18 protein-coding genes and 1 pseudogene are annotated in these 22,248 nt (G+C 41.3%); 8 read left to right on the top strand and 11 right to left on the bottom strand.

The genetic code is table 11. From position 1 onward, the window contains the following. Positions 1 to 138 precede the first annotated feature (138 nt). Positions 139 to 660 (top strand): annotated as a pseudogene (gene csy3, locus C5469_RS11835) (type I-F CRISPR-associated protein Csy3); the annotation flags it as partial. A gap of 9 nt (positions 661 to 669) precedes the next feature. Next, positions 670 to 1,224 carry a type I-F CRISPR-associated endoribonuclease Cas6/Csy4 gene (gene cas6f / locus C5469_RS11840; protein ID WP_166306551.1) on the top strand — a complete coding sequence of 185 codons (555 nt, stop codon included), beginning with the start codon at positions 670 to 672 and terminating at the stop codon, positions 1,222 to 1,224. A gap of 390 nt (positions 1,225 to 1,614) precedes the next feature. On the opposite strand, the gene iolB is transcribed toward cas6f, so the two are convergent. The 8 genes from iolB to C5469_RS11880 form a co-directional block, all read right to left on the bottom strand. Continuing rightward, positions 1,615 to 2,442: a 5-deoxy-glucuronate isomerase gene (gene iolB, locus C5469_RS11845; RefSeq protein ID WP_166306554.1), complete on the bottom strand. Its 828-nt coding sequence runs from the start codon at positions 2,440 to 2,442 to the stop codon at positions 1,615 to 1,617. A gap of 47 nt (positions 2,443 to 2,489) precedes the next feature. Further along, positions 2,490 to 3,380 (bottom strand): myo-inosose-2 dehydratase, encoded by an 891-nt coding sequence (gene iolE, locus C5469_RS11850; protein ID WP_166306557.1) that lies wholly within the window; start codon positions 3,378 to 3,380, stop codon positions 2,490 to 2,492. A gap of 39 nt (positions 3,381 to 3,419) precedes the next feature. Then, a complete protein-coding gene (locus C5469_RS11855; protein WP_166306560.1) occupies positions 3,420 to 5,324 on the bottom strand; it encodes a bifunctional 5-dehydro-2-deoxygluconokinase/5-dehydro-2-deoxyphosphogluconate aldolase in 1,905 nt (634 codons plus the stop codon). 35 nt (positions 5,325 to 5,359) lie between these two features. Beyond that, on the bottom strand, positions 5,360 to 6,493 hold the full coding sequence (locus tag C5469_RS11860) for a Gfo/Idh/MocA family protein (protein ID WP_166306563.1): 1,134 nt from the start codon (positions 6,491 to 6,493) through the stop codon (positions 5,360 to 5,362). 368 nt (positions 6,494 to 6,861) lie between these two features. Further along, on the bottom strand, positions 6,862 to 8,529 hold the full coding sequence (locus tag C5469_RS11865) for a solute:sodium symporter family transporter (protein ID WP_166306566.1): 1,668 nt from the start codon (positions 8,527 to 8,529) through the stop codon (positions 6,862 to 6,864). Positions 8,530 to 8,646: 117 nt separating this feature from the next. Continuing rightward, a complete protein-coding gene (gene iolG / locus C5469_RS11870) occupies positions 8,647 to 9,633 on the bottom strand; it encodes an inositol 2-dehydrogenase (RefSeq protein WP_166306569.1) in 987 nt (328 codons plus the stop codon). A 367-nt stretch (positions 9,634 to 10,000) separates the two neighbouring features. Beyond that, positions 10,001 to 11,935 (bottom strand): 3D-(3,5/4)-trihydroxycyclohexane-1,2-dione acylhydrolase (decyclizing), encoded by a 1,935-nt coding sequence (iolD, locus tag C5469_RS11875; protein ID WP_166306572.1) that lies wholly within the window; start codon positions 11,933 to 11,935, stop codon positions 10,001 to 10,003. Positions 11,936 to 11,950: 15 nt separating this feature from the next. Continuing rightward, entirely contained in the window at positions 11,951 to 13,462 is a 1,512-nt protein-coding gene (locus C5469_RS11880; protein WP_166306575.1) for a CoA-acylating methylmalonate-semialdehyde dehydrogenase, read from the bottom strand. A 304-nt stretch (positions 13,463 to 13,766) separates the two neighbouring features. Here C5469_RS11880 and C5469_RS11885 point away from each other — a divergent pair, with 304 nt between their 5' ends. From C5469_RS11885 to C5469_RS11900, 4 genes are all read left to right on the top strand, one after another. Then, positions 13,767 to 14,600 (top strand): MurR/RpiR family transcriptional regulator, encoded by an 834-nt coding sequence (locus C5469_RS11885; protein WP_166306578.1) that lies wholly within the window; start codon positions 13,767 to 13,769, stop codon positions 14,598 to 14,600. 213 nt (positions 14,601 to 14,813) lie between these two features. Beyond that, positions 14,814 to 15,182: a hypothetical protein gene (locus C5469_RS11890; RefSeq protein WP_166306581.1), complete on the top strand. Its 369-nt coding sequence runs from the start codon at positions 14,814 to 14,816 to the stop codon at positions 15,180 to 15,182. 146 nt (positions 15,183 to 15,328) lie between these two features. Beyond that, positions 15,329 to 15,664 (top strand): tRNA-binding protein, encoded by a 336-nt coding sequence (locus tag C5469_RS11895; RefSeq protein WP_166306584.1) that lies wholly within the window; start codon positions 15,329 to 15,331, stop codon positions 15,662 to 15,664. A 56-nt stretch (positions 15,665 to 15,720) separates the two neighbouring features. Beyond that, positions 15,721 to 16,431: an AraC family transcriptional regulator gene (locus C5469_RS11900; RefSeq protein ID WP_166306587.1), complete on the top strand. Its 711-nt coding sequence runs from the start codon at positions 15,721 to 15,723 to the stop codon at positions 16,429 to 16,431. A 66-nt stretch (positions 16,432 to 16,497) separates the two neighbouring features. On the opposite strand, the gene C5469_RS11905 is transcribed toward C5469_RS11900, so the two are convergent. Continuing rightward, complete coding sequence (locus C5469_RS11905; protein ID WP_166306590.1) at positions 16,498 to 18,036, bottom strand: peptide MFS transporter; 1,539 nt, start codon at positions 18,034 to 18,036, stop codon at positions 16,498 to 16,500. Between the two features lie 586 nt (positions 18,037 to 18,622). Then, the gene (locus tag C5469_RS11910; RefSeq protein WP_166306593.1) at positions 18,623 to 19,564 is read right to left on the bottom strand and encodes a Kdo(2)-lipid IV(A) acyltransferase; all 942 of its coding nucleotides are present in this window, start codon (positions 19,562 to 19,564) and stop codon (positions 18,623 to 18,625) included. Between the two features lie 328 nt (positions 19,565 to 19,892). On the opposite strand from C5469_RS11910, the gene C5469_RS11915 reads away from it, so the two are divergent. Further along, complete coding sequence (locus C5469_RS11915; RefSeq protein ID WP_166306596.1) at positions 19,893 to 20,129, top strand: DinI-like family protein; 237 nt, start codon at positions 19,893 to 19,895, stop codon at positions 20,127 to 20,129. A 318-nt stretch (positions 20,130 to 20,447) separates the two neighbouring features. Continuing rightward, a complete protein-coding gene (gene trhO, locus C5469_RS11920) occupies positions 20,448 to 21,506 on the top strand; it encodes an oxygen-dependent tRNA uridine(34) hydroxylase TrhO (protein WP_166306599.1) in 1,059 nt (352 codons plus the stop codon). A gap of 58 nt (positions 21,507 to 21,564) precedes the next feature. Here trhO and C5469_RS11925 read toward each other — a convergent pair whose 3' ends face one another. Next, positions 21,565 to 22,167, bottom strand: coding sequence for a response regulator transcription factor (locus C5469_RS11925; protein ID WP_166306602.1), 603 nt, complete (start codon positions 22,165 to 22,167; stop codon positions 21,565 to 21,567). Positions 22,168 to 22,248: the final 81 nt, after the last annotated feature.

Raw genomic sequence — 22,248 nt, forward strand, 5'->3', positions numbered from 1 at the left:
AGATTACATCTGGCGTAATAATCTTAAGTTAGGAGCTGGAAAATACCGTCCGTTACGATCAGTTGATATCAATCTGTACAAAAAACAGGCTTAGCGTAGGATATTTTCCGTTTTCCAAGCGGACCCCTAAAGGGTAAGAGTGGTGAATGGTGGGAGTTTAACAGCGAAGATTTCAGTTTACGTGAATTCAGTCAGGTGGAAGGTAACTTAGCTAAATTGGCTGCCGAAATTGAAGAAGGGTTGGCAGGCGATAGATCGACATTTTTCAACGTTGAGACATTTGTTCGTTTAGGTCATGGACAGGAAATTTTCCCTTCTCAAGAGTTGGTTCTCGACAGTAACAGTAAAAAAAGCAAAGTGTTGTATCAGGTAAATGGAATTGCGGCATTACATTCTCAGAAAGTGGGTAATGCGCTTCGTACTATTGATACTTGGTATCCAGACGCTACGGAGTTGGGGCTTGGTCCAATTGCTGTTGAACCTTACGGTTCTGTAACCAGTCGCGGTAAAGCTTATCGTCAGCCTAAAGCAAAAATGGATTTTTATACGTTGTTGGATAACTGGGTTGTCAAAGGAAAAGCACCAGAAGAAGTAGAGCAACAGCACTATGTTATGGCGATTTTAATCCGCGGTGGTGTTTTCGGTGAAAAAGGTGAATAAGGGGCTACAATGGATTATTACTTTGAAATCCGCGTCCTTCCCGATCCTGAATTTAGCCAGCAAAGTTTGATGGAAGCGTTATTTGCTAAGCTGCATCGGGCGCTAGGGCAAGTAGGTGACGGGCGTATTGGGGTCAGTTTTCCGTGTGCGGGAAAAACACTGGGGGACAAGCTGCGGATTCACGGTGCAAGCGAGGCATTGAATGATTTGCAAGCATTACCCTGGTTAAAAGGACTTAGGGATTATACTGAAATAATGGATATCCAACCCGTACCTCAAGATACTCGATATCGTTGTGTTAGTCGGGTACAGGTTAAAAGCAGCGTGGAGCGGCTTCGTCGTCGTTCGATCAAAAAAGGGTGGTTAACGGAGGAACAAGCTCGGCAGAGCATTCCAATAAGCAAGGAGCAACGTACTCATTTACCTTTTTTGCTTCTTAAGAGTTTGTCATCAAGACAAACTTTTCCATTGTTTATCGAACAAGGACCAATAGAAGATAAACCAACGTCAGGCGTTTTCAGCTCTTATGGATTAAGTTCATCTGCTACTATCCCTTGGTTTTGACCCTTTTTTAGCGGCTAATTATAACTTATTGATTTATTTAAGGGATTAGTCGCTGCTAATAAAAAGGGTTTTTCTGCTTTTTATCATTATGTTCTTTAATAATCAGTAAATTAAAGGTAGTATCTAACAGTTCACTGCCGTACAGGCAGCTTAGAAGCCGGTGATCCGGTCCGTTGATGTGCATTTTGAGTTCACTGCCGTACAGGCAGCTTAGAAGGCTCCACGGGTATAAAGACCGTGTATATATTCGTTCACTGCCGTACAGGCAGCTTAGAAGTCTTTAATAATCAATATATTAAAGCTAATATTTAACGTCACTGCCGCACAGGCCGCAGCGCACTCAATTGAGCGCGCTAAAAAGGAAGTTAATCTTGTATTTCTTGGAATGGGTTACTTCTTATGCTTTTGAGCATACGCTTCACTATTAACCCATTGATGATCCTTTTCCCAGGTAAATAGCCATTTGCGGGTTGGCCCGGCCATGACATTGAGATAATAGTTGTCGTAACCGGCAATGGTTGCTACTGGATGATAGCCTTTGGGAACTATGACCACATCCTTGTTGTAAACAGCCATTGATTCATCCAGTGAACGGTCGTCGGTATAGACGCGTTGCATGCAGAATCCTTGAGATGGGTTTAAACGATGGTAATAGGTTTCCTCCAGATAGGTTTCTTGTGGTTCATCGTTTGTATCGTGTTTATGGCTGGGATAGGAGCTGGTACAACCTTCATCGGTAAAGACTTCAACCACCAACAAGCTATCAGCTGGTTTGTTATCCGGTAGGATGTTGTGAACATAGCGCTGGTTATAGCCATTTCCACGTTGTTCTGCATCAATATCCTGTGGTGTAATCAGGCGAGTCGGGTAGATTCCTTTTCCCGGTGCTTGGCATACAGCCAGTTCGAGAGCGGTATCAGCAATAATTTCAACATATTCCCCCGCAGTGATGTAAACGGCATAAGGTTTTTTGCGTTCAAATGGTCCCATGCGATCGCCAATATGCTCAAATTGCTGATGTGGCGTAGTCACAGTGGCTTTTCCTGCTACCAAAACCAAACAGGTTTCATTTGCTGATGCGGGTAATGTGATTTTTTCACCTGCGGTCAATTCATAAATATCAAAGTGGACATATTGCCAGTTTGCCGATTCTGGCGTGATATGTTGAGTTCGTTTATTTTGATCCGGTGTATGATATTTCGATAATAATCTGGACATGTTACTTACCTCAGCATTGCTTTTGCATGAATCAAATAATTGACTAATTAAAGTAATCCTGCGTTTCTGGCAAGTTGATGTAAATTGTTGTAACCCATCTTTGCGTAGGTGAATGGGTGAGCAACAGCAGGATCTTGTTCTGCTTCAACTACCAGCCAGCCGTTATAATGATGCTTTTTCAGTACCTGAAAAATTGCGGCATAATCAACGCAACCATCTCCCGGTACTGTGAATACTCCACTCAATACAGCATCAAGGAAACTGGTTTTACGGTTTTTCACATCGTTAAGTACATCAGGGCGGATATCTTTACAGTGAACATGATTAATGCGTTTTGCCCAGCGTTCTGTGATAGCCAGTGGATCAGCGCCAGCAAATGTCAGATGACCGGTATCCAGCAATAATCCAACTTCATCACCAGTATTTTCCATTAGATGATCGACATCTTCCCCAGTTTCGATGACTGTTCCCATATGGTGGTGATAAGCAATCTGTACTTCTTGTTCTTGAGTGTAACGGGCGAGTTCAGTCAGTTTTTCACCGTATTCTTGCCAGCGAGCAGCCGGAAATTGAGGACGAAGATGAATGGGTTTGTTCTGATCGCCGTGAATACAATTTGTCACTTCAGCAAATACCATCACATTAGCGCCAAGTTCGCACAGCAAGGTCAGGTGAGGTTGTATTGCTTTAATCTCTTCTGCGACTGAACGGGTGAGTAATTCACCGGAGTACCAGCCAGATACCAGTTTTAGATCGTGTGCGGCAAGAATAGAGCCTAATATGCTGGCCTGGCGAGGGAATTTATTACCCAGTTCAAAACCAGTAAACCCAGCCTGACGGCCTTCAGTTAAGCAGGTTTCCAGTGGGGTTTCTGTGCCAAGAGTGGGTAAATCATCATTGGTCCAGGTTAGAGGGTTAATACCAAGTTGAACAGCCATGATGGGGCTCCTGTAAGATGAAATAATTTTATTATGTTTCTATCCGCGCTGACGCCACAGGCTAATCAGGTTGTGATAGTTGGTTTTTATCTTTTGGATCAAATTGTTATCATCAATCTCATTTTTTAACCATTGTAGGGATGGTTGACCAAATAGGGTTCTTCCAACGGCAAAACCTTTGACGATAGGTTTGCCTGCGGTGGCATTGAAACCGGTTTTCAATTCTTCCTGTGTGGCATCAAGACCAAGGATAACGACGCCACGGCAATATGGGTCCCGCTGTTGGATTAAACAGTTAATACTGTCCCAGCTCTCGGAACTGAGGGGAGGAAGTTTCCACCAATCCGGTTTAATACCGAGATTATAAAAGCGTTTCAGTGCACGGATATAATGTCCATCTGAATGTTCCATTTCTGTAGGTAAAATAACTTCCAACAAGAGTTCATGGCCAGATTTACAGCATGCAGCATAAATTTCCCGAACTTTTTTCTCTTGTTCCAGTCGGAGTGGGTGAGCATCTTCTGGATGGAAGAACACCAGGCATTTGACGATGTGTTCTAGTGGCCAGTCAATAAGTTGGGAGCCGATGTTGCCATGTTCCAGACAAAGCGGGCGAGAGCCAGGTAGCTCAATTGGGCGGCCTATCCACCAACCCTGACCAGTGATTTCGTTTAGAACATCTTGACCAAAAGTGCTGTCACATAACAGACCTGTTTTCCTTTGTAATCCAGCTTCTATGGCAACTTCCCGACTGGCACGCAATAGAAGTTGTTTTAATAATGAAATACGCTTGATACTGGCATTTGCTTGACGAGCCATTTCGATAAATTGAATACGGTGATCAAATGCCATCACGCACAATTCATCCCATTGCTTTTTACGGGCACCAATACGGTGAAGGTGATTAAGTGTTTCATCTAAATCAGGGCGTAGTATCTGATTGGCTCGTGACAAATAGTTATCAAGCTCTGTTTTATCTGGCATTGCCGGGGCACACCCGTGACGGGAGACGACTAATGCACCACAGGCATTGGCGTAGGTACAAGCTTTTTCCCAACTTTCGTTATTAAGATAGCCGCGTAACAGGCCAGACATAAAAGCATCTCCTGCACCGAGGACGTTAAATACCTCGACACGAACTCCTTGTATGGTAATGCCATCATCCAAATCATCAGGGATTTTAGCGGTAAACACAGAGCATCCCAGAGGTCCACGTTTACAAACTAATGTAGCAGAAGTGAGTTTACGGATATTGCGTAGTGCTTCGATGGTATTTGTCGATCCACCCGCAATGTGAAACTCTTCTTCTGTTCCAACAATCAGGTCAAACAGAGATAACACTTCCTGTAACTGAGCTGTCACCGGTTCCGATTCGATATAACGGGTTTCACCATCTCCCAGAGCAGTTAGCCCCCAAAGGACAGGACGATAATCAATATCAATAACTGTTTTGACATCATTATGACGGGCGTAGTTGAGGGCAGTCAGTATTGCATCACGGGTGTTTGGGTGAGAAAGATGCGTACCGGTAATTGCCAGACAACGGGCTGATGCAATGTATTCTTCACTGAAATCATCACGGGTCATTGCCATATCGGCACAGTTATCACGATAGAAGATCAGTGGAAAAGTTGTTTTATCTTTGATTCCCAGCAGTACCAGTGCAGTAAGACGTTCTTTATCAGTGATTAGATGGCTGGTATCGCAGCCAACACTTTGTAACTCTTCCCTAAGAAAACGTCCCATATGTTCATCACCGACTCTGGCTAGCATGGAAGATTTAAGCCCCTGACGGGCAGTACCATAGGCAACGTTACCGGAAGAGCCACCAAGATATTTTGCAAAACTTCCCATGTCTTCCAAACGTGCTCCAATTTGCTGACCATAAAGGTCAACGGCGATTCGTCCCATGCAGATGACATCAAATTTTTTTGGCTGCTCCATTGAACAATTCCTTAGTGGAGAATTGATAAAAAGAATTAATTGATTTCAGTGACATTCACCCAACGTTGTTCTTTATAAGAACGAGCAATAGCGTCCAGAATGCGTGAAACTTTCCAACCCTCGGTGAAATCCGGCCATATCTCTTTATTGCTGGCGATACCATTAAGCAAGTCTCTGATTTCCACTGTTTTTTGATCATTGAAACCGATGCCGTGACCGGCACCGTTACAAAATGGTGCGTAGTCAGGATGTTCTGGGCCAATAAGAATAGTTTTAAATCCCTGACGGTTTGCTGGTTCATCGTGGCGGTAAAGTTTTAATTCAGCCATTCTTTCCTGGGTGAAACTTAAAGTGCCTTTTGTTCCTGTGATGATGTAGCTCAATCCCATTTTGCGGCCACAGGCAACACGTGAAGTCTCAATAATACCCATTGCTCCGCTACTGAAACGTACCATAGCATGCGCTTGATCTTCGTTTTCTACTGTAACCATGACGCTGGAGCCTATTTTTTCTGGGCGCTCTTTGATGACAATTTCCATGTCTGAGCAAACAGTTTGAATATCACCAACCAGATATTGAGCCATGTTAATGATATGTGCAGCAAGATCACCCAATGCACCTAATCCCGCTTTATCTTTGAAACAGTGCCAATGAATAGGGCTGAGTGGATCAGCCATATAGTCTTCGTTATGAGTGCCATAGAAGTGAATGATTTCACCAATTTCACCATTCGAAATAATCTCTTTAGCCAGTTGTGAAGTAGGATTTTTTATATAGTTAAAACCTACCAGCGTCTTCACTCCGGCTTTCTGGGCTGCTTCGACCATGAGTTTTGCGTCAGCTGAATTTAGTGCCAGTGGTTTTTCGCAATAAACGTGCTTACCGTGTTTGATTGCTTCGAGGGCCATCCCTTTGTGAAGAAAATTTGGTGAACAGATGTCAACAACATCAATATCAGGATCTGCGACTAGTTCGCGCCAATTATCGGTAAAACGTTGGAAGCCTAATGCTTTAGACTGTTTTGCTGCCAGTTCAGCAGAAACTTCCGCTACCATGTCACGAACTAACCTGCCTTTCAGAGGGAAAACAGTGGGAGCTTGTGCATATGCAATTGCATGCGTTCGCCCGATGTAACCAGTACCGATTAAGCCGATACGAATCTCTTTCATAGCTGTGTTTCTCCGAATGAAAGTTGACAGGTTGTTTATTGTTTACAGTAAGTTCTTGCCTATTGTCAGTTAACCCTGGTTGTTGCCATATTCCTGTTATATGAAATATTTCTTTCATTTTCAATTTAATTTGGATTTTTAATTTCACATTGTGATCTGGTAAGGATTTTTGAGTTAACATGATGTTAAATAAAGGTAATATTATAATGGTTTATTCATTATTTAGCAGTAAAGGTAAATTAAATGGAGTATTGAAATTTTTGTTCCATTCATGTTCTGGTATATAGTATTGGCGACTTAATGGTGGGAATAAATCACATAATTAATCTCTTCCCTTTATATTATAGGGAAGAGATCTTTCTATTATTTTACTTACTGAGCAAGGATTTACCCATTTTATAGAACACATAAAACAACACTAATGCAGCAAACAGGTAATAAATAACCATGATTACCTTTGGAATATTATGTGCGAGAAATACATACATAGAAATCGAACCCAAGGTAATTAACCATGCGACAGGTTTCACCATAGACCACGGCGTAATATTTACCTGCTCGGTATAAACATCTTCAAATGGTTTCGCTGGAAAGAAGTAGCCAATAGCCAGCATGAAAATAATATTGAGAACAAACAGAATACCGACCAGATGAAAGAAATGCAGGTCAATTTTTAAAATGAAGTTGCAGATAATATAAGCTGACATACCGAATAGCAGGCCGAGTTTAGCGGCGATAGGGGGCACACGTTTAGTCATCAGACCAATCAATACTACGCTGAGAATTGGTGCGTTAAAAATCCCCTGTAATTGTTGAATGAGGTAAAATAAACCATCCGGAGCATTCGCGACTAATGGCGCAACGATCATGGTGATTATTGCCAACCCAAGCCCCAGATATTGACTAACAGCCACTGTTTGAGCTTCAGTTGCGTTTTTATTAATTCGTTGTCTGTAGATATTGACGGTAAAAAGTGTCACGGATGAATTAAGGCCACCACTGAATGTGGAGAATACTGCACCGACGACAACAGCCGCAAAGAAGCCAACCAATATTTCAGGCAAAACCAGATGTACTAATTCTGGGTAAGCGTTATCCGGATTGTCTATTTGCCCTTTGAAAATATGGAAAGCAATAATGCCTGGCAGAATAATAATAGAGGGAATAATTAACTTAAAGAAAGCACACAGCATGACACCTTTTTGCCCTTCTGCCAGATTTTTTGCACCAAGGGCTTTTTGAACAATGGATTGATTGGTACACCAGAAAAACATATTGGAAATAATCAAGCCGGTAAATAACGTGGAGAAAGGAACCAGTGAATCTTCACTGCCGATAGAGTTAAATTTATCAGGATTAGCTTGGTAAACCTCAACTAATCCTTGCCATGCATTGCCACTGCCGACGTAGAGCAGAGCAAAAATTGTTACCATTAATCCACCAACGATTAAACCAACTCCGTTAATGGTATCTGCCACTGCAATGGCTTTGATACCACCAAATATGGCATAAATAGCGCCTAATCCACCGACACCCCAAACCATAATCCACAAAGCTGTGGTTTTATTGACACTAAATACCTCAGAAACTTGGAACAGACTTTCCAGCGCAATCGCACCGGTATACAGCACAATGGGTAGTAATGAAATAACATACATTGCCAGAAATAGAATTGAGGTAATAAATAAGGTATTTTTGTCAAACCGACGTTCAAGATATTCCGGTATGGTTGAAATGCCAAGTTTGAGGTACTTAGGCAGGAAATAAATAGCAAATAAGACGATTGTCATGGCTGCAATAACTTCCCAAGCCATGACGATAAACCCGGTTCGGAATGCTAAACCATTCAAACCAACTAAATGTTCTGTCGATAGATTCATCAGCAGCATAGAGCTACCAATATAAACTCCTGTCAGGGAGCGTCCACCAAGAAAATAACCTTCAGCAGATTCTGTCAGACGGGTATTATGTGTTTTGTAATAAGCAAAACCTGCTACTAATAGGGTGAAACCGGTAAATGAGAGAAAAGCTAACATATTATCCTCCACGCCTGATTGATTATTTTCAGGCAGTAATATGTTAACGGGAAAAAGGTTTTTCCCGTTTTTATTGTGAAAATAAATGTGAGTCAGTTATTTAGGTGTGGTCCTGTTTTATAATCTGACTTCTTGACCGGAGTGCAGGGATTCAAGCGCTTTATCTGCCAGATAAAGTGCTTGTTCACCATCAGAGCCATTGCATTCTGGTATAGCGCGATCAGCCATGACATCGACAAAATGATCCCATTCAGCAATATATGCTTCTCGATAACGTTGCAGGAAGAAATGCTCTGGCTTGGCCGTTAAACAACCTGTGTTTTCCCAGAGTTCAACACTGTTTTCTTTAATATTACCGGCACTAAGTAGCCCTTTTTCACCATGTAGTTCAATCCGCTGATCATAGCCATAACCAGATCGCCGACTATTGGTAATGGCGGCTATTGCGCCTGATGGGAATTTCATAACAATAAAGGCAGTATCAATATCACCGGCCTGACCAATAGCGGGGTCAACCAAGTTGCTGCCTTGTGCATAGATTGAATATGGTTCTTCACCAATAATAAAACGTGCCATATCGAAATCGTGGATTGTCATATCTCGGAACATACCACCGGAAACTTTGACATATTCAACAGAGGGAGGAGAGGGATCACGGGAGGTAATCAGCAGGGATTCAGCTTTTCCTATCGTACCAGCATCAAATAGGGTTTTTACTCGACGAAATTGCGGATCGTAACGACGATTAAAGCCAACAAATAGCGGGATTTGATATTGTTCAACTGTCTTAAGGCAATGACGAACACGTTCAATATCCAGGTGAATGGGTTTTTCACAGAAGATTTTTTTGTGATGCTTTGCTGCGAGTTCGACCAGGCTTGCATGAGTGTCTGTTGCTGAAGCAATAAGGATACCATCTATTTTAGGGTCAGACATGGCCTGTTCAATAGTTTGTATTTTTGTCTGATGTTTCTGTGCTAAAAGTTCAGCACTTTTCTGATGCGGATCAACAACAGAATAAAGGCAGGTTTCTTTATGGTTAGTGATATTTACCGCGTGTACTTGTCCGATCCGGCCGGCGCCAAATAGTGCAATGTTGAACATAAGTGCTCCTTAATACCTGGGTAATCTGCTTTGGGTATACTTAAAAATATATCAATTAGAATATTTATTTCAATTTTACAATGATTGGAATTAATATTTTTGTGTGGTGGATAGCATTTTGTTAAAAATATTATTAAATTTATGTTAAATAGATCACTTAAAGTCAGATTGTTACTAAATGTTTTTATTAAATTTTCCTTTAGAAACAAACTACAATGTGAGTTTGGCATAAGTGATCGTTACGCTGAGTGATAGGGATTGGAAGAAAGGGAAAAGCAACTTTATTTTCGAAATAAAAATTTCGAAAATAGTGTTTGGAATTGGTCAAGAAAGGAAAAATGGCCTGTCAGATGACAGGCCACTAATTTTAGTATTGACGTATTTTGGTTGAAACCATCTCCTTTATTTTCTTTGCGGCAGATTCTATGGTGGGTTTTTGGGCCACTTGAGCTGTTCCTGTTCGCCACCATGATTCATAGTCATGTGTCATAGTCTTAGGTAGGACTTTGATATCTATTAACACTGGCACGGTTTGTTTTTTGGCTTCCTGTAATGCATAAAGCAATTGCTGTTCATCGTGGACTCGGTAACTTTTGCAGCCGTAGCTTTCTGCGTTTTTGGCGAAATCGACTTTAATCAGGTTGCCATCTATGTTGCCACTTTTTGGATTCCGGTAACGATTTTCTGTTGCAAAACTGCCCATTCCCTGACTCATTTGTAAGTTATTGATACAGCCGAACCCTGCGTTATCAAATAGCAATACCGTGATCTTGATGTTTTCCTGTACCGCGGTTTGCAGTTCTGAATGAAGCATCATATAAGAACCATCACCTGCCATGGCATAAACGGGTTGGTCTGGGCATGCTATTTTGGCGCCAACAGCTGCTGCTATCTCATAGCCCATACAGGAATAGCCATACTCAAGATGATAGGTGTCTGGTTGTTTGGGCTGCCATACTCGCTGTAAATCACCGGGAAGGGAACCTGCTGAACCGACAATAATAGCTTCCGGTTCAAGGTGTCTGTCCAGCAATCCTAATACTCTGGTTTGTGTCAACTGGGTTTGTAATGTCTGGCTGTATTCTTCCAATTTATCATCAAGATGGCCGGAAATTTCTGGCATGAAACCTTGCTGATACTGAATTTCGAACAAGCGGTTTAATTCTTTTCGCCATGCTTCCCGTACCTGAGGAATTTCATTCTGGTAACCACTGCAATAACTCAACTGAGTAAGCTTCTCTGCAATGGTATTTAATCCCTCACGGGCATCCGCTATAACGGGGACGGCATCTAGTTTACAGGCGTCGAATGCCGCGACGTTAATAGTGAGAAATTCTACATCCGGGTTTTGAAATAGGGATTTGGATGCAGTGGTGAAATCAGTAAACCGGGTACCGATGCCAATAATCAAATCAGCTTCTTTGGCTATCAGGTTTGCCGCAAGACAGCCTGTTGTACCTAAACCACCACAATTAAGTGGATGGTCGGCAATTACCGCGCTTTTACCTGCCTGTGTTTCAGCAAAAGGAATATTGAACTGTTCTGCGAACTGACGGAAAGCCTTGTGTGCTTCTGAATAGCGCACACCGCCACCGCAGATGAGCAACGGTTTTTTCTTGCGGTTGATGAGTGCTACGGCATCGTTGATCATGGCAGCGGAAGCAGGGCGGCGTTCAATGCGATGAATTCGTTTTTGAAAGAAGTAGTCAGGGAAATCCCAAATCTCACCTTGAACATCTTGTGGTAGACAAATTGTGACAGCGCCTGTATTGGCAGGATTTGTCAGAACCCGCATGGTATTAACCATAGCGCTCATTAACTGCTCTGGTCTGGAGATGCGATCCCAGTAACGGGAAACTGGACGGAAACAGTCATTGGTGCTGATAGTATAGTCATGGAACTGTTCGACTTGTTGTAAAACCGGATCAGGTTGGCGACAGGCGAATGTATCGCCGGGTAGTAATAATAGAGGAATACGATTAGCGGTTGCGGTTGCTGCGGCTGTTACCATGTTGGCGGAACCAGGGCCAACCGATGAGGTAACAGCAAAAATCTGTTTGCGTTTTTTCTGTTTGGCAAAACCTGTTGCAATATGGGCCATGCCTTGCTCATTGCATCCTTGATAAACGGTTAAATGGCCGGGATCTTGTTCCAGTGCCTGCCCCAATCCGACAACATTACCGTGGCCGAAAATGGTAAAAATTCCTTTGATGAATGGATATTGTCCATCATCTGTTTCCACATATTGCTGATTTAGGAATTTCACCAATGCCTGAGCGGTTGTCATTGTTAACTTGCTCATTTACAGAACTCCAATTTATTCCATAGTTGGCATCACAAAACTGCTGGAATGATGTTCTAATCGGATGCTTGCCGGCCAGCGGCTGGTGACTGTTTTCATGCGGGTGTAGAAGCGAACACCATCATTGCCGTGAACGTTAAGTGGACCAAAAATCGAGCGTTTCCAGCCACCAAAGCTGTGGAATGCCATGGGTACTGGAATGGGGATATTGATGCCTACCATACCCGCTTGTACGTCTTCGCTGAACTGGCGAGCGGTTTCTCCATCACGGGTGAATATAGCGGTACCATTACCATATTGATGTCCGTTAATTAATGTTAACGCGGTGGCATGATCGGGAACACGAACAATTGCCAGTACTGGGCCGAAGATCTCTTCTTGATAGATTTCCATATCTGGTGTGACGTTATCAAACAGCGTCGGGCCAATAAAATAGCCGTTTTCATAGCCGGGAATATTGAGTTGACGGCCATCAACTAACAAGTTAGCCCCTTGCTGTTCGCCATTGGCGATATAGCCACAGATTTTGGCTCTATGTTGGGCGGAGATAACGGGTCCCATATCATGTTCTTTGCCTGCCACAATACCGGGACCGACAGACATTTTGTTAATCTGTTGACGTAATTTTTCAATGAGCGCATCAGCCGTTTCATCCCCAACCGCCAATACCACAGACAATGCCATGCAACGTTCACCTGCCGCACCAAAAGCGGCACCTGTAATAGCGTTACTAGCCATATCAAGATCAGCATCTGGCATCAGAATACAGTGATTTTTTGCGCCACCTAGCGCCTGGCAGCGTTTTCCATGAGCAGAGGCGGTTGTGTAGATATATTCAGCGACAGGAGTCGAACCAACAAAGCTGACTGCTTGCACTCTTGAGTCCGTCAGTAATACATCGACGGCTTCTTTATCGCCGTTGACAACATTAAATACGCCATTGGGTAAACCGGCTTGTTGAAGCAGTAGCGCTAATTCAATAGCAAGAGAAGGATTTTTTTCTGATGGTTTTAGTACAAAAGTGTTTCCCGTAGCCAGTGCGATAGGAAACATCCACATAGGAACCATGGCTGGAAAGTTAAAAGGAGTAATTCCGGCGCAAACACCTAAAGGCTGCATTAATGAATGGCTATCCACACCCGTTCCGGTATTAGCGGAATGCTCACCTTTTTGCAAATGAGGAATGCCACAGGCAAATTCAACAACCTCCAAACCACGTGTTAATTCACCGACAGCATCTGAATAGATTTTTCCGTGCTCTTCTGTAATCAAGCGTGCCAGTCGGTCCATATTGGCTTCCAGTAATGTTTTGAACTGGAACATCACACGAACCCGTTTAAGCGGTGAAACCTTAGACCATTCGCTGTAAGTCCGATAGGCAATTTCAATCGCTTGTTCAATCTCAGAGGTGGTACTAAGTGCTACCCGGCGAATTTGTTCACCTGTAGCTGGATTAAAAACAGGAGAAAAACGGAAACTGTGACTGGGAATGAGTTGCCCGTTAACGTAATTCTTTATTTGTTCCATTCTGAGCCTCTCTCGTGAATTTTGATGTTTGTACTGAATCGGAAATGTTAGTAATAGATATATGAAATATTTGTTTCGTTTTCAATTTAATTTAGAATAAAAGGTGATTAGTGTGATCGGGGTAAAGTTTTTATGAATTACAGGTGATTGAATGAATAATTATATACTAATCAATAAGGTGATAATAATAATTCGTTACATTGAATGGATTATTTATTTCATTTTTAACTATAAAAATGAAATATGATTCAACTTATACTGTAAAACTATTACAATTACTGACAATAAATTTTATGGGGGATTTATGTCTGTAGCATCGAATCTGAATGAATTTCAAGAGCAAGTTCGTTCCCGCTATGGTGAATTAAGTAAACGCTTACAACAAGTGGCTCGATATGTGCTGGATAATACCAATAGTGTGGCTTTTGATACTGTTGCTGTGATAGCCAGAGAAGCTGATGTTCCTCCATCAACATTAATTCGTTTTGCTAATGCGTTTGATTTCAGTGGCTTTAATGAAATGAAACAGCTATTTCGTATGCATATGGTGGAAGAGACGGCTAGTTATGCAGACAGAGCCAGACTATTCAGAGAATTGGATGGCGAACAGGAACCGCCAGAAGATCCTCAACATATTTTGCAGGAGTTTGCTCGTTCTAATGTACAGGCTATGCAACAGCTGGCTGCCAGAACTGCCCCCGAAGATTTAAAGCGCGCAGTAGATTTATTGGCTCAGGCTAAGAGTATCTACATCATTGGGCTGCGTCGCTCTTTCAGTGTAGCGGCTTATCTTGCTTATGCACTGAGTCATCTGGAATGCCGTCCTTTACTGGTAGATGGTTTGGGGGGAATGTTCAGGGAGCAGATTAACTTAATTGGGGAAGAGGATGTTGTCGTTTCAATCAGTTTTTCTCCTTATGCAGAAGAGACATTGATGATCAGCGAGAGGGCGGCTAAAGCAGGGGCAAAACAGATCGTGATTACTGATAGCCAGATTAGTCCTCTTGCCAGTTTCAGTGATGTCTGTTTTGTGGTTAAAGAAGCGCAGGTGGATGCATTCCGTTCTCAGTCAGCTACTCTGTGTTTGGTGCAATCTTTAGCGGTTGCTCTGGCTTATCGGCAAGGAAGCGCTATTTAATCGTGAAATAACTGTCTTATATTCCTGGTAAACAAATAACACGCAGATTCAGCGGGTTAATTGTTTACCAGACCCATGGAAAGATCACAATTTAAATAGAGTTTAAACCGGATATTGATAACTAATTTTTTATGTATAAATGTTATTGATTCCTATTGACAATCATTATTTAATAATTACTTGAAGTTATGATTTTGAAGAGGGATCAATAGGATGATCAAAGGATCGCGTTACGTTTTTGCCATTTTATCTGCAATTTCTTTCCAGGTATTTGCCTTAAATTTTGACTACAAAAGTGAGATTCCGGCTGATAATAAGCCATCGGCAGACTATTTGAAGAAGCGAGAAAACCTTAAATCTAAGCATTGGAATGTTAATGAACTCATTGCAGATAATCAAGCCGCAGAGAAGCGGGAGCAGGAAAAACAAGAAAAATATGAAAAGAAATATACTGCAAATTGGGAAGAGAGTCGGAGGTTTAATGATGAAGTTAATAAGAGATTCAATCGGGAAATTGAACGGGAGATTAAAATCAAAGAGAATGGCGGCATGACGAGAAGTAACTTTTTTGATAGGGAATGAGCGCTACCCAAAGAGATCTCATAGTAAATTGAATGATCTGCCGGAAGAAACCGGCAGTTTGTCGATAATTGTTGACAGCCTTTCGAAAGAATTTCCTCTGCTGTTATGTGAATATAGTGATTTCATATAATTAAGGAGAGGAACATATGGAGCAGATTGAATGGGCTGACTTTGAGAAAGTCGATATGCGAGTGGGTACAATTGTTTCGGCAGAATTGAATCCTAAAGCCAGCAAACCGGCCTATAAATTGCACATTGATCTTGGCGAGCTGGGTGTTAAAAGTTCAAGTGCCCAGATAACTGTGCATTACACATCTGAACAATTGGTTGGTCGTCAGGTTCTTTGTGTGTGCAATTTTCTGCTAAAGCGAATTGCTGGTGTGAAATCAGAGGTATTGTTAACGGGCAGTATGGATGAAAACGGTGCGGTGGTGATCGCAGAATTTACTCTTCCTGTTCCAAATGGTCATAAATTATTGTGATCCGTGTTAGTTTATTGTCGAATAAATAGGATGTATTTTAATTATCGGCGATAAACATGGTTGTTCAATTACCTTCACTACATTTGCGTCAGTATTCAGCTGAAACTATCAGCCATAGCCATCAGGGGCTATGGCAGTTTGTTTTTGGTTATAATGGGCAATTGGAATTAAATATAGAAGGGCAACAAGGGGTTGTTAATTCCAGGAATGCTGTTGTAATCCCTCCTGATACTAAGCACAGTTTTTTCGCCAGTGGTGAAAATCAGCAATTAGTACTGGAATTACCTTCGACGCAGTTTGAGCAATTACAATATGGTGATTCTTTCTGGCAGCCATTACCTGAATCTGCACTTGTTCTTATTAAATGGTTGTACGATTATCCACAACCACCAGCCAGCCACGCTGATGTTGCTCGTTTGCTATTAGCGCAATTACCACAAATAAGTTCATCCTCAGCGCTGATAGTAAAACTGAATCAGGGGCTTTCCGGGTGTTTACATGAGAAAATGACCGTGATGGATATGGCCAATATTTGCGCGGTATCTGTCAGCACTTTGCACCGAAAACTTTTTATCGCGACGGGAATGAGTCCAATGGCTTATTTGAAAACATGCCGGATGAAATTCGCTTATAATTTATTGGTTAACAGTTATAAATCTTTGTCTGATATCGCATTTTTGTCAGGCTATGCTTCCCAGTCTGCTTTTACATTTGCATTTAATCAGCATTATGGTTGTACGCCTGCTCGGTTGCGCAAGACAAAATGATATTTTCAGATATTGAAATAAATTAAGCCATCTTATGAACAGATGGCTTGATTGTGAGTTAAATATTTACTGGGCTTTCGCCTCTGATTTGTCAGCATTATTAAGCAGGCGACGTATTGGTACGATTAATACCATCAACACAACTGCACAGATGACCAGAGCTAGAGATACGCGGGAGAACAGATCAGGCAGGTTGTCCAGTTGGTCAGCGCGGACCTGTCCACCAATTAGGCCAGCAGCCAGATTACCCAAGGCACTTGCACAGAACCACAGGCCCATCACTTGACCACGCATACGGGATGGTGCCAGCAGAGTCATAGTTGCAAGCCCAATAGGGCTGAGGCACAGTTCTCCGAGTGTCATCAATAAAATACTTGCTACCAGCCAGAGTGGAGAAACGGTTTCACCTGTTGCTAGTACATTCTGTGCAGCCAGAATCATCAGACCAAAACCACCAGCACCAAACAAAATACCAATAATAAATTTACTGATGCTACTAGGGTTGGCATTACTTTTGGCCAACATAGGCCAGAACCAACTGAATACTGGGGCCAGCAGAATAATAAATAGTGCATTAATTGACTGGAACCATACTGTTGGGATCTCAAATCCCATCACAATCCGATCTGTATAATCATTGGCAAACAGGTTGAATGAAGTCGGCTTTTGTTCAAATGCAGACCAGAAGAATGCAGCAGATACCAGCAGAATAAAACAAACCAGTAAACGGGAACGATCACTACTGCTCAAACCGGCAAACAGGAACAGATAGATAAAGTAAAGCGTTACACAGGATGAGATCACATAGACCATCGTACTGGCTACAGCTACCGGATTGAATGGAATTACACCAAGGATTAGCAAATTAATAATAGCAATCATAGCGATAACAGCAGTAAAGACCCATTTACCGACGTTTTTACGTTTACCTGTGGGGTGATCCCAGCTTGAGTCCAAACCACTCTCTTTATCATAGCTGCGCATTGAGGGAATTGCGTAGAAACGGAATATTAACAGAGCAACCAACATGCCCAGTCCACCGATACCGAAACCCAAGTGCCAGCCATAGTCACGAATTAACCAGCCGGTAATCAGTGGAGAGATAAAAGAACCTATGTTAATCCCCATGTAGAATAAGGAAAAACCGCCATCACGACGAGGGTCATCTTTTTTGTACAGAGTCCCGACCATAACTGTGATACAGGTCTTAAACAGCCCGGTACCTAATACGATCAGCAGTAGACCAATAAAAAACAGGTGATGACTTAAGAAAGCAGAAAGGGCGATGGACAGGTGCCCCAATGCAATAATAATAGAACCATACCAGACTGCCCGACGTTGACCTAACCAGTTATCTGCCAGCCAACCGCCGGGCAGTGAAGTTAGATAAACACTCCCGGCAAAAATACCGACGATAGCAGATGCTTGTTCCCGGGGAATACCCATCCCACCATCATAAATGGTTGCTGCCATAAACAAGATCAAAAGTGGGCGAATGCCGTAGTAAGAGAAACGTTCCCACATTTCGGTAAAGAACAGAGAACTTAATGGATAAGGATGCCCGAAGAAGGTTCGGTTTTTTGTATTGTTAATGGAGGATTGCATCTAAGTTTTCCTATAATACTACACTCTAGGAGTGTGGTGTATGCGACAAATAAAGCCTTTAAAAAGCTCTTTCAGATTTAGGTCTGGAGCAAAAAAAGCCACGTTATTATTAAATGACGTCCTATCTTATTAATATATATTTAACATATTTTCCGGCCAATTTTATTGGTAGACAGGATACCTCTTACTTTATATTTCATTTTTCAGAGAAAAATCCGACAGAAATCTCATTTTTCACCACTGGTTGATTAAAAAAAGGTGAAGGCTATTGACTTACTTATATTTACATTAGGAAAATTTTTACCAATAAGAATAACTTAAATTGAAAATTACATAATATATAAATATTAGTTTTAGTGACCAATCATTGAAGGTGATAATAAAAAGTAAGAAAGTAAAGATGTTTAATTGTCAGCTTTGTGTTTATTGATCAGTTTTATATTAATCTTGATTTTTTATATAAAATTCAGAGATAAACCAGATTAAAATACATAACATCAATATTGAAACAAAATAAGGATTATTGGATTGTACACAAAAGTTATCACGGCTGTTTCTTGAGTGAAGAAACAGCCGTTGAGGGTATTTAATGGGTTCTATCAGCTTGACCGTACAGCGAAGGCATACCTTCAGGCCGAGTTTTAAAGCGACGATGTAACCACATATATTGTTCAGGAGCCTGTAAGATTTCCCGTTCTATGACTTTGTTCATAAAAGTAGCAGCTTTCACTTCATCACTTTTTGGGAATTTATCTACTGCTGGCTGAATAATGAGTTCATAGCCTTTTCCGTCAGGCAAACGGCGGGGAGTGAATGGGATCATTGCCGGATCGGCAAGACGTACAAGTATTGAGGTGCCAGTGGTAGTTGCTGCATGTTCTACCGCAAATAATGGTGCAAATACGCTTTTTCGTGGGCCGTAATCATGATCGGGTGCGTACCAGACAATTTCACCATTTTTAAGGCAGCGGATCATGCCTTTAAGATCTTTCCGGTCCAACATATATTTGTTGGAACGCAATCTTCCCCATGTTTGCAGCCAGTCCATAACTGGATTGTCATTCGGGCGGTAGACACCAATGCCTGGATTTAACGTGCCAAGAATTCGGGCGCCTAATTCCAACGTGAGGAAGTGGATACCAATAACGATAATTCCTTGTCCGGTAGACTGAATTTTCTGAATATTTTCCCGTCCGGTTACTTTAAACCAGCGTTCTATTCGCCAGTCCGGCCAAAACCAAGCCATACCCGTTTCAAATATTCCCATGCCAACAGATTCGAAGTTTTTGACTAACATCTCGTTACGTTTTTCCTGTGGAATGTCAGGAAAACATAACTCAAGATTTCTTTCGGCGATTTTTGCACGCCTTTTTAGAAAACGCATGGAGAATCTGCCCAGACGGGTGCCTATCCAGTAAATAGCCGGATAGGGGAGCAGAACCAATAAGTAAAGCAGGCTGATACCAAACCAGGTAGGCCAATAACGAGGATGAAGTAGTGAACGTTGAAAAGAAGGTGCTTGTATCATGGATTCTCAGGTTATTTAATTCCAATAATATGGATAAAACAATATGTCTATTGTGACACCTTTTGGTTAGATGTCGAAGTTTTCAGACTTAAAATGTTTATGAGATCGATGGTGGATAATATTCTGACCAATTCCGTCAAACTGCTGGCCACCTTCTTTGGGTAGATAATGGTGTACTCAATTGATCATTCAGTTTTGATGTCTGCGAAAATGATATTTATAACTTATTGATAAATAATCATTAAAATAGTTCTGCAGAAGCTATTTACAATTCGCATGGACAATATTACTGTGTGCTTAAACAGTGATGTTTGTTGAGGGAAAAGTTATGCATGTAGAAGTGACTATCAATAAATCTAAGAAGTTGCCAAAAGGTGCTGTCCCTGCCCTGGCTGTAGAACTGGATAAACGCCTTAAGTATCGTTGGCCTGATATTAAGACTAATGTGAAATTAGCAAGTAGTGATGGGCTGTCTATTCGCGGTGGTACTTCCGATGATAGGGAAATCATTGAAGAGATTCTACAAGAGACATGGGAAAGCGCTGATGACTGGTTTCAGCCTTGAGGATTAAGCTGCTGGCAGTTTGTTGTAAATAAATTCGCAATCAATTAGGAGAGGATGGATTCCTCCCTTATTTCTATTACCATGTTATAAATTGCTACTCGTTGAAAATCATTTTCGTTATCATATATACCCTATGGATTTCAAAATGCATCGCGGCGGCAAGGGAGCGAATCCCCAGGAGCATAGCAAACTATGTGACTGGGGTGAGTGAGTGCAGCCAACAAAGAGGCAACTTGAAAGATAACAGGTATACATTTGATGGCGGAGGCCATCACTTATATATCCACTCTTATGACTTATCATTTAGGAAAGTACACCATGCCAGTGTTACATAACCGCATTTCTAATAAAGAGCTGAAAGCACGTATGCTAGCGGAGACTAAGCCCCGTACTACCATCTCTTTTTATAAATATTTTAATATATTAGATCCCTTGGCTTTTCGTAATAATCTTTATCAACAATTTACCGAGCTTGCAGTATTTGGCCGGGTTTATATTGCCAAAGAAGGGATCAATGCGCAGATAAGTGTGCCAACCCATAATATGGAAGCGTTGAAAGCTTTATTGTATTCCATTGATCCTGCTTTAGATAATCTGAGATTGAATATTGCACTTGATGATGATGGGAAATCTTTCTGGGTTTTGCGTATGAAAGTACGTGATCGTGTCGTCGCTGATGGAATTGAAGATGAAACTTTTGATCCATCAAAAACGGGTGAATATCTTAAGGTAGAGCAGATTAACCAGATGCTGGATGATCCTGATACGCTATTTGTTGATATGCGTAATCACTATGAATACGAAGTAGGGCATTTTGAAAATGCAATTGAAATTCCGTCCGATACTTTCCGCGATCAATTGCCAATGGCAGTAGAAATGTTGCAGGATAATAAAGATAAGAATATTGTGATGTATTGTACAGGTGGTATTCGTTGTGAAAAGGCCAGTGCTTATATGTTGCATAATGGTTTTAAAAAAGTGTATCACGTAGAAGGCGGTATTATTGAATATGCCCGTAAAGCCAGGGAACAGGGATTGCCGGTACGTTTTATTGGTAAGAACTTTGTATTTGATGAGCGGATGGGAGAACGTATCTCAGATGATGTGATCGCTCATTGCCATCAATGTGGTACACCTTGCGATAGCCATACTAATTGCAAAAACGATGGTTGCCACTTGTTATTTATTCAGTGTTCGGAATGTGTAGATAAATTTGAAGGCTGTTGCAGTGAAACATGTAGGGAAGAAGTTAGATTACCAGAAACAGAACAACGTGTTCGTCGGGCTGGCCGTGAAAATGGGGCTAAAATATTTAATAAATCTCGGCACCGCCAACAGGATGGATTGAATATTCCTTCGTTGCAGGTAACTAAGTAATAATACTAATAACTGGCATAGAGATTAATGTGCCAGTTTATTTTTAGTAATAGATTTTTTAATAGAGATATTTAAATACGTTGTAGATAAAACAGAATTCAATTCTATTACGTACATTGATTTTCTCTGCAATATGCCTTTTATGAGAATATACTGTACTATTACTGATCCTTAATTTTTGGGATATCTGATAATTTGGAACTTCTTTCATCCAGTAGTTAATTATCTTATGTTCTTGTGGACTGAAAATAGAACAACATTCATCAGTTTTTTCACGGTATTTCTGAATTTCCTGTAATGTTGTTTTACCCAGTTTGTTAAGTAAATAGGGAAGATTTCTCTTTGTTAGAAGAAAAACATTACTTTTCAATATAATATAGTTATCACAGTAAGGATATGGATTATTAAGGTATATATAGATACGAGTATTATCTAAAAGGGTAATAAATTTATGTAAATTAGAGCAGTAACTGGCATGGTGACAATAATGAGACAGGTTAGCTAAAACAATGTCAGGAGAAAAACGATTTATAATATCTATAGCTTCGTTAATTGAAGAACAGTTAGCGATTTCAATGTCCTCAATGTTGTCATTTTTCTTTAAAAACTCACTAATACCTGAACGGGTATAATAGCATTCTTCAACTACTAAGATTTTCATTATTGTACATCCCTGTTCCTGTTGGGCGGAGTTCACAATAAACGCCTTATCTGTTAAGAGTCAACTCGGCAATTGCGATAA

It is taken from the genome of Photorhabdus cinerea (assembly GCF_011189575.1).
GTDB lineage: Bacteria > Pseudomonadota > Gammaproteobacteria > Enterobacterales > Enterobacteriaceae > Photorhabdus > Photorhabdus cinerea.

What these genes read in the sequence shown, in the direction of transcription:
- cas6f (WP_166306551.1), top strand. Translation starts at nt 670, where the DNA reads ATGGATTATTACTTTGAAATCCGCGTCCTTCCCGATCCTGAATTTAGC.
- iolB (WP_166306554.1), bottom strand. Translation starts at nt 2,442, where the DNA reads ATGTCCAGATTATTATCGAAATATCATACACCGGATCAAAATAAACGA.
- iolE (WP_166306557.1), bottom strand. Translation starts at nt 3,380, where the DNA reads ATGGCTGTTCAACTTGGTATTAACCCTCTAACCTGGACCAATGATGAT.
- C5469_RS11855 (WP_166306560.1), bottom strand. Translation starts at nt 5,324, where the DNA reads ATGGAGCAGCCAAAAAAATTTGATGTCATCTGCATGGGACGAATCGCC.
- C5469_RS11860 (WP_166306563.1), bottom strand. Translation starts at nt 6,493, where the DNA reads ATGAAAGAGATTCGTATCGGCTTAATCGGTACTGGTTACATCGGGCGA.
- C5469_RS11865 (WP_166306566.1), bottom strand. Translation starts at nt 8,529, where the DNA reads ATGTTAGCTTTTCTCTCATTTACCGGTTTCACCCTATTAGTAGCAGGT.
- iolG (WP_166306569.1), bottom strand. Translation starts at nt 9,633, where the DNA reads ATGTTCAACATTGCACTATTTGGCGCCGGCCGGATCGGACAAGTACAC.
- iolD (WP_166306572.1), bottom strand. Translation starts at nt 11,935, where the DNA reads ATGAGCAAGTTAACAATGACAACCGCTCAGGCATTGGTGAAATTCCTA.
- C5469_RS11880 (WP_166306575.1), bottom strand. Translation starts at nt 13,462, where the DNA reads ATGGAACAAATAAAGAATTACGTTAACGGGCAACTCATTCCCAGTCAC.
- C5469_RS11885 (WP_166306578.1), top strand. Translation starts at nt 13,767, where the DNA reads ATGTCTGTAGCATCGAATCTGAATGAATTTCAAGAGCAAGTTCGTTCC.
- C5469_RS11890 (WP_166306581.1), top strand. Translation starts at nt 14,814, where the DNA reads ATGATCAAAGGATCGCGTTACGTTTTTGCCATTTTATCTGCAATTTCT.
- C5469_RS11895 (WP_166306584.1), top strand. Translation starts at nt 15,329, where the DNA reads ATGGAGCAGATTGAATGGGCTGACTTTGAGAAAGTCGATATGCGAGTG.
- C5469_RS11900 (WP_166306587.1), top strand. Translation starts at nt 15,721, where the DNA reads ATGGTTGTTCAATTACCTTCACTACATTTGCGTCAGTATTCAGCTGAA.
- C5469_RS11905 (WP_166306590.1), bottom strand. Translation starts at nt 18,036, where the DNA reads ATGCAATCCTCCATTAACAATACAAAAAACCGAACCTTCTTCGGGCAT.
- C5469_RS11910 (WP_166306593.1), bottom strand. Translation starts at nt 19,564, where the DNA reads ATGATACAAGCACCTTCTTTTCAACGTTCACTACTTCATCCTCGTTAT.
- C5469_RS11915 (WP_166306596.1), top strand. Translation starts at nt 19,893, where the DNA reads ATGCATGTAGAAGTGACTATCAATAAATCTAAGAAGTTGCCAAAAGGT.
- trhO (WP_166306599.1), top strand. Translation starts at nt 20,448, where the DNA reads ATGCCAGTGTTACATAACCGCATTTCTAATAAAGAGCTGAAAGCACGT.
- C5469_RS11925 (WP_166306602.1), bottom strand. Translation starts at nt 22,167, where the DNA reads ATGAAAATCTTAGTAGTTGAAGAATGCTATTATACCCGTTCAGGTATT.